15 protein-coding genes are annotated in these 12,927 nt (G+C 72.2%); 13 read left to right on the top strand and 2 right to left on the bottom strand.

Translation table 11 applies throughout. The features are described from left to right. Positions 1-80: 80 nt before the first annotated feature. From V7Z97_RS06030 to V7Z97_RS06000, 7 genes are all read left to right on the top strand, one after another. Positions 81-848, top strand: a complete 768-nt coding sequence (locus tag V7Z97_RS06030; RefSeq protein ID WP_334162092.1) for a sulfite exporter TauE/SafE family protein — start codon at positions 81-83, stop codon at positions 846-848. Between the two features lie 81 nt (positions 849-929). Continuing rightward, the gene (locus V7Z97_RS06025) at positions 930-2,414 is read left to right on the top strand and encodes a methyl-accepting chemotaxis protein (protein ID WP_334162091.1); all 1,485 of its coding nucleotides are present in this window, start codon (positions 930-932) and stop codon (positions 2,412-2,414) included. A 65-nt stretch (positions 2,415-2,479) separates the two neighbouring features. Next, positions 2,480-2,845: a DUF4180 domain-containing protein gene (locus tag V7Z97_RS06020; protein ID WP_334162090.1), complete on the top strand. Its 366-nt coding sequence runs from the start codon at positions 2,480-2,482 to the stop codon at positions 2,843-2,845. 63 nt (positions 2,846-2,908) lie between these two features. Beyond that, positions 2,909-3,316, top strand: a complete 408-nt coding sequence (locus V7Z97_RS06015; RefSeq protein ID WP_334162089.1) for a GntR family transcriptional regulator — start codon at positions 2,909-2,911, stop codon at positions 3,314-3,316. Continuing rightward, a complete protein-coding gene (locus V7Z97_RS06010; protein WP_334162088.1) occupies positions 3,313-4,245 on the top strand; it encodes a slipin family protein in 933 nt (310 codons plus the stop codon). Before V7Z97_RS06015 ends, V7Z97_RS06010 begins: the two co-directional genes overlap by 4 nt. Before the next feature lie 12 nt (positions 4,246-4,257). Next, entirely contained in the window at positions 4,258-5,661 is a 1,404-nt protein-coding gene (locus tag V7Z97_RS06005; RefSeq protein WP_334162087.1) for an alpha/beta hydrolase family protein, read from the top strand. After that, positions 5,658-5,996, top strand: a complete 339-nt coding sequence (locus V7Z97_RS06000) for a hypothetical protein (RefSeq protein ID WP_334162086.1) — start codon at positions 5,658-5,660, stop codon at positions 5,994-5,996. Before V7Z97_RS06005 ends, V7Z97_RS06000 begins: the two co-directional genes overlap by 4 nt. Here V7Z97_RS06000 and V7Z97_RS05995 read toward each other — a convergent pair. Next, the gene (locus V7Z97_RS05995) at positions 5,971-6,831 is read right to left on the bottom strand and encodes an MBL fold metallo-hydrolase (protein WP_334162085.1); all 861 of its coding nucleotides are present in this window, start codon (positions 6,829-6,831) and stop codon (positions 5,971-5,973) included. The genes V7Z97_RS06000 and V7Z97_RS05995 overlap by 26 nt on opposite strands. Before the next feature lie 73 nt (positions 6,832-6,904). On the opposite strand from V7Z97_RS05995, the gene V7Z97_RS05990 reads away from it, so the two are divergent. Further along, positions 6,905-7,231 carry an ArsR/SmtB family transcription factor gene (locus tag V7Z97_RS05990; protein WP_334162083.1) on the top strand — a complete coding sequence of 109 codons (327 nt, stop codon included), beginning with the start codon at positions 6,905-6,907 and terminating at the stop codon, positions 7,229-7,231. A 3-nt stretch (positions 7,232-7,234) separates the two neighbouring features. Further along, positions 7,235-8,008: a sulfite exporter TauE/SafE family protein gene (locus tag V7Z97_RS05985; protein WP_334162081.1), complete on the top strand. Its 774-nt coding sequence runs from the start codon at positions 7,235-7,237 to the stop codon at positions 8,006-8,008. Between the two features lie 4 nt (positions 8,009-8,012). Here V7Z97_RS05985 and V7Z97_RS05980 read toward each other — a convergent pair whose 3' ends face one another. Next, positions 8,013-8,666 (bottom strand): J domain-containing protein, encoded by a 654-nt coding sequence (locus V7Z97_RS05980; RefSeq protein WP_334162079.1) that lies wholly within the window; start codon positions 8,664-8,666, stop codon positions 8,013-8,015. Positions 8,667-8,718: 52 nt separating this feature from the next. Between V7Z97_RS05980 and V7Z97_RS05975 the strand changes: the two genes are divergently transcribed. From V7Z97_RS05975 to V7Z97_RS05960, 4 genes are all read left to right on the top strand, one after another. After that, positions 8,719-8,991, top strand: coding sequence for a BolA family protein (locus V7Z97_RS05975; RefSeq protein WP_334162078.1), 273 nt, complete (start codon positions 8,719-8,721; stop codon positions 8,989-8,991). 81 nt (positions 8,992-9,072) lie between these two features. After that, complete coding sequence (locus V7Z97_RS05970) at positions 9,073-9,579, top strand: 2Fe-2S iron-sulfur cluster-binding protein (protein WP_334162076.1); 507 nt, start codon at positions 9,073-9,075, stop codon at positions 9,577-9,579. Then, the gene (locus V7Z97_RS05965; protein ID WP_334162075.1) at positions 9,576-10,529 is read left to right on the top strand and encodes an FAD binding domain-containing protein; all 954 of its coding nucleotides are present in this window, start codon (positions 9,576-9,578) and stop codon (positions 10,527-10,529) included. The genes V7Z97_RS05970 and V7Z97_RS05965 overlap by 4 nt, the downstream gene beginning before the upstream one ends. After that, positions 10,526-12,790, top strand: coding sequence for a xanthine dehydrogenase family protein molybdopterin-binding subunit (locus V7Z97_RS05960; RefSeq protein ID WP_334162074.1), 2,265 nt, complete (start codon positions 10,526-10,528; stop codon positions 12,788-12,790). Before V7Z97_RS05965 ends, V7Z97_RS05960 begins: the two co-directional genes overlap by 4 nt. Positions 12,791-12,927 lie beyond the last annotated feature (137 nt).

The following is a 12,927-nucleotide window of genomic DNA, read 5'->3' as shown; positions in this document are numbered from 1 at the left end:
GCCGGACGGCGCCTCTTCTAGCGTCGCTGTTAGAGGAACTGGGCTGGCCGGACCGGCCTTGCTCGATTAGTCGCCACGCCGTGACACCGGATTTCTGGCTCTTCGCCGCCGTCGGCTTCGCCGCCCAGCTCGTCGATGGCGCGCTGGGCATGGCCTATGGCGTGGTGTCGACCACCGTCCTGCTCAGCGTGGGCGTGAGCCCGGCCAACGCCTCGGCCAGCGTGCACGCGGCCAAGGTCTTCACCGGGGCCGCCTCGGGGCTCTCGCACCTCTACTACCGCAACATCGACTGGCGGCTGCTGAGGCTGCTGACCCTGGGCGGCGTCCTGGGCGGCGTCTTCGGGGCCTATGTCCTGACTTCGGTGAGCGGCGATGCGATCAAGCCCTACGTGGTCGCCTGGCTGGGGCTGATGGGCCTGGTCATCCTGTGGCGCGCCTGGAAGGGAACCCGGCCGCGGGTATTCTCGTGGCGCTCGCCCTTCCCGCTGGGCCTGGCCGGCGGCTTCTTCGACGCGGTGGGCGGCGGCGGCTGGGGGCCGGTGGTCACCTCGACCCTGCTTGGCGCTGGCGCGGATCCCCGCAAGGCCATCGGCACCACCAACACTGCGGAGCTGTTCGTCGCCGCCGCCACCTCGGCCGCCTTCCTGGGCGCCCTGCTCAGCGGCCACTGGGAGACCGCGGGCCTGCGCGGCCTGCTCTGGTCGCTCGCCGGGCTGATCGCCGGCGGCGTGGCCGCCGCGCCGATCGCCGGCTGGATGACCAAGGTGCTGCCGCACCGGCTGCTGACCTGGATCGTGGGCCTGCTGGTGGTTGCGCTCGCCGGCTGGCAGGCCTTCGTCCTGTTCTGACGCGCCGTCACCCGACGGCATTAATCGCACCTTAAAGCGGACGGGTTCAATTCCCACAATCACCGTAGGGGAATTGGTGTCATGGCTCATGATTATCAGGTTAATCAAAGGCTTGATTTCGTCGGTCTCGACGCCGCCGCCGGCGAGACGCTGCGGTCCCTCAAGCCCCTGATCCAGGCCGAGCTGCCCCGCGCGCTCGGCGACTTCTACGCCAAGGTCCGCGCCACGCCGCACACCCGGGCCTTCTTCAGCGACGACGCCCACATCGATGCCGCCAGCAGCCGCCAGCAGGCGCACTGGTCCGGGATCCTCGACGGCCGGTTCGACGAGGCCTACGTCGGCAACGTCCGGGCCATCGGCCAGGCGCACGCGCGGCTCGGCCTGGAGCCGCGCTGGTACATCGGCGGCTACGCCCTGATCTGCGAGAAGCTCACGGCGGCGGTGATCCGCGAGATGTGGCCCAAAGGCGTGCTGGGCCGCAAGGGCGGCGCCGACGATGCCGCCGAGGCCGTCGGCGCCCTGCTCAAGGCCGCCATGCTCGACATGGATTTCGCCATCTCCGTCTACCTCGAGACCCTGGCCGCGGAGCGCGAGCGGCTGGAGGCCGAGCGCCGGACCACCGAACAGGCCCAGGCCGCCGTGGTGGCCGCCCTCGGCGACGCGCTCGCCCGCCTGGCCGGCGGCGACCTAGGCGCGCGCCTGGAGCGCCAGATGCCGCCGGAGTTCGAGGGGCTGAAGGCTGATTTCAACACCGCCGTGGCGGCGCTGGAGCAGGCCATCGCCGCCGTCTCGGCCTCCACCGACTCCGTGGCAGGCGGCGCCGACGAGATCGGCGCGGCCGCCGACGACCTCGCCCGCCGCACCGAGCAGCAGGCCGCCAGCCTGGAGGAGACCGCCGCCGCGCTCGAACAGATCACCGCCACCGTCCGGCGCACCGCCGAGGGCGCCCGCCAGGCCAGCGGCGTCGTGGCCGCCGCCAAGGCCCAGGCCGAGCGCTCGGGCCAGGTGGTCGGCGAGGCGGTGGAAGCCATGGGCGAGATCGAGCAGTCCTCGCGCCAGATCACCCAGATCATCGGCGTCATCGACGAGATCGCGTTCCAGACCAATCTCCTGGCCCTGAACGCCGGGGTCGAAGCGGCCCGGGCCGGCGACGCCGGCCGCGGCTTCGCGGTCGTCGCCTCGGAAGTCCGGGCGCTCGCCCAGCGCTCCGCCGACGCCGCCAAGGAGATCAAGGCGCTGATCTCCGCCTCGAGCTCCCAGGTGGAGCAGGGGGTCGGCCTGGTCGGCCAGACCGGCGAGGCCCTGCAGGCCATCGTCACCCAGGTGGCCGAGATCGACACCCTGATGACCGAGATCGCAGCCTCGGCCCAGGAGCAGTCCACGGGCCTGCACGAGGTGAACCTGGCCGTGAACCAGATGGACCAGATGACCCAGCAGAACGCGGCCATGGTCGAGCAGACCACCGCCGCCACCCATGCCCTCCGCAGCCAGACCGGCGACCTCGGCCAGCTGCTCGCCGCCTTCACCGTGGGCCCGCCCACGGAGGCCCAGCGCGCCGCGGCCTGAGGCCGCCTCCGGCTTCCCGACTCCCTGCGCGTCGCCCATGCTGGCGCGGTTCGGAAGGACCCGGCGTGACCGACAGGATCCTTGAGCTCGGCGGCGTGCCGGTCCTCGTCTGCGCTGAGGTGGGGCCTCCGCTCGCCAGCGATCGCGAGGCGTCCGATATCGTGGGCGAGGCGCTGGGCGGAGGGGTCCGTGTCATCGCCATCCCCGTCGGGCGCCTGCCGCCCGCGTTTCTCGACCTGAAGAGCCGCCTCGCCGGCGAGGTGCTGCAGAAGTTCGTCAACTACGGTCTGCAGGTCGCCCTCGTCGGCGACGTCTCGGCCGCCGTCGCCCGCAGCGGGCCGCTGCGCGACTTCGTGCGCGAGTCCAACCGCGGCCGCTCGGTCTGGTTCGTGGAGGACCTGGCGGCGCTCGAGGCGAAGCTCGCCGGCTGATCCCGGATAACGCCGGTCCCGATTTCGATTGACGGCCAAGCTGAGCCCGGATTGTATGAGTGTATGCATACACAGGAGCAGCTGCTGGGCACATTGCGGATCGAGGACACCGGCGTCCCGATCTATGTGCAGCTCCGCGAGCAGTTCCTGCGGGCGATGGGCGCGGGCGCCCTCCGGCCCGGCGACCAGATGCCCACCATGCGGGAGGTGGCGGTGGCGCTCCGCGTCGACCTGAACACCGTGCGCCGCGCCTACGACGAACTGGAGCGCCTCGGCGCGCTCACCCTGGTCCGCGGCCGCGGCAGCTTCGTCGCCGAGCCGCCGGCCCCGCTGGAAGGCCGCGCCCGCGACGAGGCGGCGGAAAATCTCGCCCGGCAGACCCTCGCTCAGGCCGCCGCCCTTGGGGTGGAGCCCGGGCTGCTCATCGAACGCATCGCGGCGCTCGCCGCCGCCAAGGAGGAAGTCCCATGAACGTCGCGCTCCTCGCCGCCTCGGCCGGTTCGTCGAAGACGGCCCGGGTCAACGGCCCCGCGGCCGTGCTCTCCGCGCTCACCTTCGTCCTCGCCGCCCTCGCCCTCGCGCAGGACGGGACGGCGGCGAAGGTCGCAGGCGCCGTCCTGATCGTGCTGGCGGTGCTGATCCTCATCGCGCTGCAGATGGCCAGCCAGTGGGAGCGGGCCATCGTCCTGCGCCTCGGCCGCTTCTGGAAGGTCGAGGGTCCGGGCCTGTTCCTGATCGTGCCCGTCGTGGACCAGGTGGCCTACTGGATCGACCAGCGCATCCAGACCACGGAGTTCAACGCCCAGCAGGCGCTCTCCAAGGACACGGTGCCCGTCAACATCGACGCGGTGATCTTCTGGCAGGTGCACGACACCGAGCGCGCCGCCCTGGAGATCCAGGACTACCGCCGCGCCATCGGCCAGGTGGCCGAGACCTCGCTCCGGGAGCTGGTCGGCGCCTCCATGCTGGCCACCCTGCTGGCCGAACGGAAGCAGGGCGACGAACTGCTGCGCGAGGTGATCGGGCGCAAGACCGCCGACTGGGGGATTTCCGTCCTGTCGGTGGAGATCCGCGACATCGGCGTACCCGCCGCCCTGCAGGACGCCATGAGCCGCCAGGCCCAGGCGGAGCGCGAGCGCCTGGCCCGCGTGGCTCTGGGGCAGGCCGAGCAGGAGGTGGCGATCAAGTTCGTCGAGGCCGCCGAGATCTACGGCCGCTCGCCCGCCGCCCTGCAACTGCGGGCCATGAACATCATCTACGAGACCACCAAGGAGGGCGGCGCCACCATCCTGCTGCCAACCGCCATGGTCGACGCCATGAACCCCGGCGGCATCCTGGGCCTGGCCCAGGCCGGCCTCGCCGCGCAAGGCGCCGCGCCGCCGCCGTCCGCCAGGGACTAGAAGGAGAGCGTCATGACCACAGGCGTCACACGTTGGGTTCTGGGCCTCGCCGCCGCCCTGGCGGCCATGGTCCTGATGCTGGCCCAGGCGGCGCGGGCCCAGGAGGCCGCCGGCGAATGGCACGGCGTGCTCAGCGCCATGGGCGCCGAGCTGCGCATCGGCGTGGTCATCGAGACCGGGCCCGACGGCCTGACCGGTCACCTCACCAGTCCGGACCAGGGCCCGATGAAGCTGCCGCTGGCCGAGGTCCGGATGCAGGGCGGCCGGCTCGCGTTCAAAGTCCCCAGCGTGCGGGGCCGCTACGAGGGCGCCTGGGACGTGGCGCGGGGCGCCTGGTCCGGGACCTGGACCCAGGTCCAGCCCCTGCCGCTGGTCCTGCGGAAGGGCCCGGTCCCGGCCGCCGTCCGCAACCGCCCTCAGGTCCCGGCGAAGCCCTATCCCTACCGTGAGGAGGAGGTGGCCTTCGACAGCCTGGGCGGCGCCCGGCTGGCGGGAACACTGACCCTGCCGCAGGGACCGGGGCCGTTTCCCGCCGCGGTGCTGATCAGCGGCTCGGGTCCGCAGGACCGCGACGAGACCCTGGCCGGGCACAAGCCGTTCCTGGTGCTTGCCGACCACCTGACGCGCCAGGGGGTCGCCGTGCTCCGCTACGACGACCGCGGTTTCGCGAAATCGACGGGGGACCTCGCCACCGCCGCGGCGGCGGAGTTCGTCGCCGACGCCGAGGCGGCCGTGGCCTTTCTGCGCGGCCGGGCGGAGATCGCTCCGGACAGGATCGGCCTCGTCGGCCACAGCGAAGGCGGGGTCGTGGCGCCGCTGGTGGCGGGGAAGGATCCGCGCATCGCCTATGTGGTGATGCTCGCCGGACCGGGCGTACCCCTGGGCGAACTGCTGGCCGCCCAGCGGAAGGCCGTATACGGGGTCGGCGGCGCGCCGCCGGAGCGGGTGGAACGCGCCCAGGCGGTGCTGGCCAGGGCCGACGCGGCCGTGCTGGCCGCGTCCGACTTCCAGACCGTGAAACGGGAAGTCGCCGCCCTGCTGACGGCGGAACTCGGCGCGCCGCCCGAGGCGGCGGCCATGCAGGCGGGGCTGATGGCCACGCCCTGGTACCGGTGGATCATCGGCTACGACCCGCGCCCCGCGCTGTCACGGGTGCGCCAGCCGGTCCTGGCGGTGAACGGCGAAAAGGACCTGCAGGTGCTGCCCGGCCAGAACCTGCCGGCGATCCGCGAGGCGCTGAAGGGCAATCCGGACGTGACCGTCCTGGAGTTCCCCGGCCTCAACCACCTCTTCCAGACCGCGGCCACGGGCTCGCCCACGGAGTACGCGAGGATCGAGGAGACCTTCGCGCCCGCGGCGCTCAAGGTGGTCGGCGACTGGATCGTGGCCCGCGCCGGTCCGCGGGCGTCCAGGTGATCCGCTCGCGCCGCTCCAATCCGCTGGCCGCCACCGGGCGCCTGCCCGACGTCCGGACCCCGCTGGCGGTCGGGCTTGTCGCGGCCATCGGGCTTGCGGGGTTTGGCCTCTATGCGGAGTGGTCGCTGCGCGCGACGCAGGCGGCGAACGTCGTACGGGCGGTCGAGGCGCTGGGCCATGGCGGCGCGCACGCGGACCAGGTGGGCCCCGGCTGCGGGCGGGCCCGGCGGCTCTATAGCTGGCAGGCCGCCGGAGCCTCGGGAACGGCCTGCGCCGGTCCCGGTGGCGAGGTGGAGGTCCGGACCGTCCTCAGGCCGCCTTCACCGGCAGCCTGAGGAAGACGGAGCCGTCCGGCGTCGCGGGTGGCAGGGCGCCGGCGCGGATATTCACCTGTAGGGACGGCAGGATCAGGGTCGGGGCGGCGAGGGTGGCGTCGCGGGCCTCCCGCATCGCCACGAACTCCGCCTCGCTGACGCCCTCGTGGACGTGGACGTTGCGGGCGCGTTCCTCGGCCACCGTGGTCTCCCAGCGGAACTCCTCGCGGCCGGCCGGAAGGTAGTCGTGGCCCACGAACACGCGGGTCTCCGGCGGCAGGGTCAGGATCTTGCGGATCGATCGGTAGAGGGTCGCCGCGTCGCCGCCCGGGAAGTCCGCCCGCGCGGTCCCGTAGTCGGGCATGAACAGGGTGTCGCCCACGAAGGCCGCGTCGCCGACCAGATAGGTCACGCAGGCCGGGGTATGGCCGGGCGTGTGCAGCACGCGCACCGTCAGGTCGCCCAGGGGAAGGGTGTCGCCCTCGTTCAGCAGGATGTCGAACACCGCCCCGTCGGCCGCGACGTCGTCGGCCTCGAAGACCGGGATGAAGGTCTTCTGCACTTCGCGGATGTGCGCGCCGATGACCACCTTCGCGCCGGTCTTGCGGCGGATGTAGTCGGCGGCCGAGAGGTGGTCGGCGTGGGCGTGCGTCTCCAGCACATAGGCCAGCGTCAGGCCCTGGTCGGCGACCGCCTGCATGAGGGCGTCGGCCGAGCCCGTGGAGAGCTTCGCGGCCTTGGGCTCGAAGTCGAGCACCGGGTCGATGATCGCCGCCTGGCCGGTCGCGGGGTCCGAGACCAGGTAGCTGGCGGTCGAGGTGGCGCGGTCGAAAAATGCCTGAACACGGGGTTGCATGGGGGCTCCTCCTTCTGGCGTCCCGATGTATATAAGAGCTTGCTAAATTAGAAACAACTCATACATAGCCCTCATGCTCGATCTCGCGACCCTCGACATCGCTCGCTTCGAAGCCAGCGCCGCCCAGGCCGCCCGCCTGCTGCGCACTCTCGGCAACGAGCGGCGGCTGATGATCCTCTGCCAGCTGGCCGACGGCGAACGCTCGGTGGGCGAGCTCCAGCCCCTGGTCGGCCTCTCACAGTCCGCGCTGTCGCAGCACCTCGCGGTGCTCCGCGAGGAAGGGGCCGTGGCCACCCGCCGCGAAGGCCAGACCATCTGGTACCGGGTCGCCGACCCGGCCGCGGTCAAGGTGCTGGCGACGCTGGCCGAGATCTTCTGTCCTCCAGACATGAAGGCCTGAGCCATGGACCTCGCCTGGACCCTCGGTTCCGCCGCGCTGAGCGGAGCGCTGGTCGGCCTGCTGCTCACCGTCTTCGGCGGCGGCGGCTCGGTGCTGGCCACTCCGCTGCTGATCTATCTCGTGGGCGTGCGCGACCCCCACGTGGCGATCGGCACCTCGGCGGCCGCCGTGGCCGTCAACGCCGCCATGGGTCTGGCGACCCAGGCCCGCGCCGGCCGGGTGAAGTGGCCCTGCGCACTGGTGTTCGGCGCCGCCGGCCTGGCCGGTTCGCTGCTCGGCGCGCACCTCGCCAAGCAGATGGACGGCGAGGCCCTGCTGGCCTGGTTCGCGCTCGCCATGGCGCTCGTCGGCCTCTCCATGCTCCTGCCCCGGAAGTCCGCGGGCGACCCGCAGGTCCACCTGACCCGCTCCCTGACGACGCGGCTGGCGCCCGTGGGCCTCGCCACCGGCTTCGCGGCCGGCTTCTTCGGGATTGGCGGCGGCTTCCTGATCGTCCCGGGGCTGATGGCGGCCACGGGCATGACGCTGGCCCACGCCGCGGCCTCGTCCCTGGTCTCGGTCACCCTGTTCGGCGCGGCCACCAGCGCCAGCTACGCGGCCTCGGGCCTGGTCGACTGGCCGGTGTTCGCGGCCCTCGTGGCGGGCGGCGCGATCGGGGCGCTGGTCGGATCCCCGGCGGCCCGGGCCCTGGCGGGGCGCGCGGACATGGCCCGCCGCGCATTCGCCCTGATGGTGGTCGCGACCGCCGCCTACGTCGCCTGGCGGGCGCTGGCCTGAGGCGTCAGACCATCCCCGCCTTGCGCAGGGACTGGTAGGCCTTGATCACGCGCTGCAGCTTGTGCTCGCCCGACCGGTCCCCGCCGTTGGCGTCCGGGTGCAGGCGGCGCACCAGTTCGGTGTACCGACTGCGGATCTTCGCCCCGTCGGCGTTCACGTCGAGGTCGAGGTCGGCCAGAGCGCCGCGCTCGATCTTGCCGATCCGGCGGTCCTCTGGCTCGGGCGCCGGGCGCGGGCCGACCGTCCCGCCGAACATGTTGAACGGGTCGCGGTAGCCCTGGCCCTGGCCGAACTTGGCCGCGAAGGCCGCCGCCTCGCGCGACATCCGGCCGGCCTTCATCTCCCAGGTGGGCCGCCCGCCGGTGAACAGCTCCTCGTGCTGGCGGCGGCGGACCTCGCCCTCGCTCATGCCCGCGAAGAAGTTCCAGTTGCGATTGTACTCGGCCGCGTGCGGCTGGCAGAACCAGTAGTGCTCGTTGAGCATGTCGCGCGACTTCGGCGCCCGGGCGGTGGCTGCGAGCCGGCAGCCCGGGTGGTCGCAAGCCCGCTCGCCCGGCTTGAGCGCGTTCACGTCCTCGGCCCGCGCGTCCTCCTCGCCGGAGGGGGGGCGCACGCGGATGTCGAGGAACTTGGGCTTGTATTGAAACGCGCCGGGCATGGACCAAGTATGGGGGGAAGATATTCCCCTTCAAGAATTGAAGACGGAGCCGATGGGCGTTATCCTCGAAGCCATCCACAACAAGCTTACGGCCGCGTTCCAGCCCAGCCGGCTGGAGATCGAGGACGACTCCGCCCGGCACCACGGCCATGCCGGCGCGCGTCCCGGCGGGGAGAGCCACTTCAACGTCACCATCGAGGCCCAGGCCTTCGCCGGCGCGGCCAAGGTCGCCCGCCAGCGGATGGTCTACAAGGCGCTCGCCGAGGAACTCGCCGGCCCGGTCCACGCGCTGACTGTCAAGGCGCTGGCGCCCGGCGAAACCTAGGCGCTAGACTAAACGCACGTTTGAAGAGCCGCCCCGTTCGCAAGGGAGGGCGGCCGACGACATTCCGGGAGGGCCTCGCGCTTGCGGACCACGATCACCGTCAACGGGGAGGCGCGGTCGCTCGACGTCGACCCGCGAACCACCCTCCTCGACGCCCTTCGCGAACACCTGCGTCTCACCGGCTCCAAGAAGGGCTGCGACCACGGCCAGTGCGGCGCCTGCACGGTCCTGGTGAACGGCGTCCGGATCAACGCCTGCCTGTCGCTGGCGGTGATGCACGACGGCGACGAGGTCACGACGATCGAGGGGATCGGCGCGCCCGACCGGCTGCATCCGCTGCAGAAGGCCTTCCTGGAGGAGGATGCCTTCCAGTGCGGCTACTGCACGCCCGGCCAGATCTGCTCGGCGCTGGGCATGCTCTCCGAGGTCGAGGCCGGCTGGCCCAGCCAGGCCACGGCCGACGTCGCCGCTAGGCCCTCGCTGACCGGTGACGAGATCCGCGAGCGGATGAGCGGCAACATCTGCCGCTGCTCGGCCTATCCGCAGATCGTCGAGGCGATCCGCAGCGCCGCGGAGGAGCTCGCTTGAGGCCCTTCACGTACGAGCGGGCAGCCGATCCGCTGGCGGCTGTGAAGGCCGCGGCCGAGACGCCGAACGCCCGCTTCATCGCCGGCGGCACCAACCTCCTGGACCTGATGAAGCTGGAGATCGAGCGGCCGGCGCACCTGGTCGACGTGGGCCGGATCGGCGAACTCGCCCGGATCGAGGACACGGCCGACGGGGGCCTGCGCATCGGCGGCATGGCCACCAACAGCCAGGTGGCGGCCGACGCCCGGGTCCGCGCCCGCTATCCGGTGCTCGCCGAGGCGATCGTGGCCGGCGGATCGCCGCAGCTCCGCAACAAGGCCAGCGTCGGCGGCAACCTCCTGCAGCGCACCCGCTGCGCCTACTTCTACGACACCGCCAAGCCCTGCAACAAACGCGAGCCCGGCTCCGGCTGCGGCGCCCTGGAGGGCCTGAACCGCAACTCAGCGATTCTCGGCGCCAGCCACGCCTGCATCGCCACCCACCCTTCGGACATGGCCGTGGCGATGGTCGCCCTCGATGCGCGGGTGGAGACGCTGTCGCCGGCCGGAGACGCCCGGCGGTTCATCGTCGACGAGCTGCATCGCCTCCCCGGCGAGACCCCGCACATCGAGACCCACCTGGTGCCCGGCGAGCTGATCACCGCCGTGGTCCTCCCGCCGCCGCCGGAGGGCGGGCAGGTCTACCGCAAGGCCCGCGACCGCGCCTCCTACGCCGGCGGCCTGGCCAGCGTCGCGGTGGCCGGCGGTCGGGTGGCGCTGGGCATGGTCGCCCACAAGCCCTGGCGCGCCGCCGACGCCGAAGCCGCCCTGTCCGGCGGCGCCACGGCCGAGGAGGCGATCTCCGCGGAGTTGGCGCAGGCCAGCGACAACGGCCGCAACGGCTTCAAGGTCACGCTGACGGCCCGCCTTGGCGCGGCCGCCATCGACGAGGCGAGGGGGAAGGCCAGATGAGTTCGGTCGCCGACTGGGCCCTGCCCAATCCCGTCTCCGAGAACCGCTCGGGCCTGATCGGCAAGGCGGTGGACCGCTACGAGGGGCCTCTGAAGGTCACCGGCACGGCGCCCTACGCCTACGAGGTGGAGCCGCCCGCCCCGCCGGCCTACGGCGTGATGGTCCCGGCCACGATCGCCCGCGGTCGGATCACCGCCGTCGACGTCGCCGAGGCCGAGGCCTCGCCGGGCGTCCACCTGGTCTGGACCCACCGGAACGCGCCGGAGCAGGGGGCGCGCGGGACCCGCGTCCATCCCCGTTCGACGTCGCCCGCGCGGCCGGCGCTGGAGGACGACCGCGTCGCCTACTACGGCCAGCCCGTGGCCTTCGTGCTGGCCGACACCCTGGAGAACGCCACCGCCGCCGCGGCCCTGGTGCGCCTGACCTATGACGAGGAACCGGCCGCGGTGGACTTCCACGCCAACCTCGACGCGGCCGGCGACCCGCCGGGCGAGGAGGACGTCCGGGTCGGCGACTTCGAGGCCGCCTTCGACGCCGCCCCGGTGAAGCTGGACGCCACCTGGACAACGCCGCTGCAGAACCACTGCCAGATGGAGCCCTGCGCCACCACCGCCTGGTGGGAGGGGGAGAAGTGCGTCGTGCACACCTCCGTCCAGATGGTGAAGCCCGCCCAGCACGGCCTCGCCGAGACCCTGAAGATCGGCCGCGACGACGTCCGCCTGATGACCCGCTACATCGGCGGCGGCTTCGGGGGTAAGGGCCAGACCTACGACGAGCTGACGCTCGCGGCGCTGGGAGCCCGCGCCCTCGGCAAGCCGGTGAAGGTCGCCTTCAGCCGACAGCACATGATGCACGGCACCGTGCACCGTCCGGCCACCGTCCAGCGCGTGCGCCTCGGCGCCACGCCCGAGGGCCGGCTGACCGCCATGTCGCTGATGACCGTGACCCACTGCGACCGCCACGGCCACTTCACCGAGCACGCGTCCAACTTCGCCCGCAGCCTCTACGCCGCGCCGAACCGGCTGACCGGACACCGGCTCGTCCACCTCGACCTGCCGCCCGCCGGCCCGATGCGCGCCCCCGGCGAGGCGGTCGGCATGCTGAGCCTGGAAGTGGCCATGGACGAGCTCGCCGAGCAGCTCGGTCTCGATCCCGTGGCGCTGCGGATCCTGAATGAGCCGGAGGTGGACCCCGAGACCGGCAAGCCCTTTTCCATCCGCCAGCTTGTCCGCTGCCTGAAGGAGGGCGCCCAGATGTTCGGCTGGGACCGTCGGATTCCGACGCCCGGCCGGGTGCGCGACGGCCGCTGGCTGGTGGGCATGGGCATGGCCGCGGCGATCCGCGGCAACTTCCTGCTACCCGCCAAGTGCAGCTTCTCGGTGGACGCCGAGGGCGTGATCACGGTGCGCCAGGGCATGACCGACATCGGCACCGGCACCTACACGGTGCTGGCCCAGATCGCCGCGGAGACGCTCGGCGTGCCGTTGAAGGACGTCCGTGTGGAGATCGGCGATTCCGAGCTGCCGCCGGCGCCCGGCTCCGGCGGCCAGTTTGGCGCGGCCACGGCCGGCTCCGCGGCGCTCCACGCCGGCATGAACCTGCGCAAGGCGATCGCCGAGCTGGCAGCCGTCGACCCCGGCTCCCCCCTCAACGGCGGCCCGGCCGAGGAGGTCACCTTCGAGGACGGCGTCGTCGCCCTCGGCAACCGCTCGGAGCGGATCGCCACCCTGATCGCCCGTGCGGCGCCGCAGGGCCTCACCGCCGAGGGCGAGATCCGCCCCGCCGCCGACGCCCGAAACTGGAGCCAGCACACCTACGGCGCCCACTTCTGCGAGGTGGGCGTCGACACCGTCACCGGCGAAACCCGGGTGCGGCGGATGCTGGGGGTGTTCGCCGCCGGCCGGATCCTGAACTGGAAGACGGCCCGCAGCCAGCTCACCGGCGGCATGATCTGGGGCGTCGGGGCGGCGCTCACCGAGGGCAACGCCGTCGACCCGCGCTACGGCTCCCTGATCAACCAGGACCTCGCCCAGTACCTCGTGCCCGTGCAGGCCGACATCGGCGAGTTGGACGCCATCATGCTCGACGAGGTGGACGACAAGGCCAACCCCATGGGCATCAAGGGGGTCGGCGAGCTCGGCATTTCGGGGGCGGGCGCGGCGGTGGCCAACGCCATCCATAACGCTTGCGGCGTGCGGGTCCACGACTACCCGATCACGCCGGACAAGCTGCTGGCCGGGCTGGTCGCGCAGGGCCGCTGAGCCACCCTTTCCATTTCCGCAGGTCTGTTATGCGGAATCCGCCACTACTGTGACGTCGGACACAGCCCATCTCCCGCGTCCTTGCTGTGAAGCTTGGACCTATCGAGGAGACGGGAAAATGAAACTCTTGCTGTCGC

The sequence above is a fragment of the Phenylobacterium sp. genome (genome assembly GCF_036821595.1).
Taxonomy (GTDB): Bacteria; Pseudomonadota; Alphaproteobacteria; order Caulobacterales; family Caulobacteraceae; genus Phenylobacterium.
The sequence above is the reverse complement of the archived record's forward strand: the minus strand, read 5'-3'. Positions and strand labels throughout refer to the sequence as shown.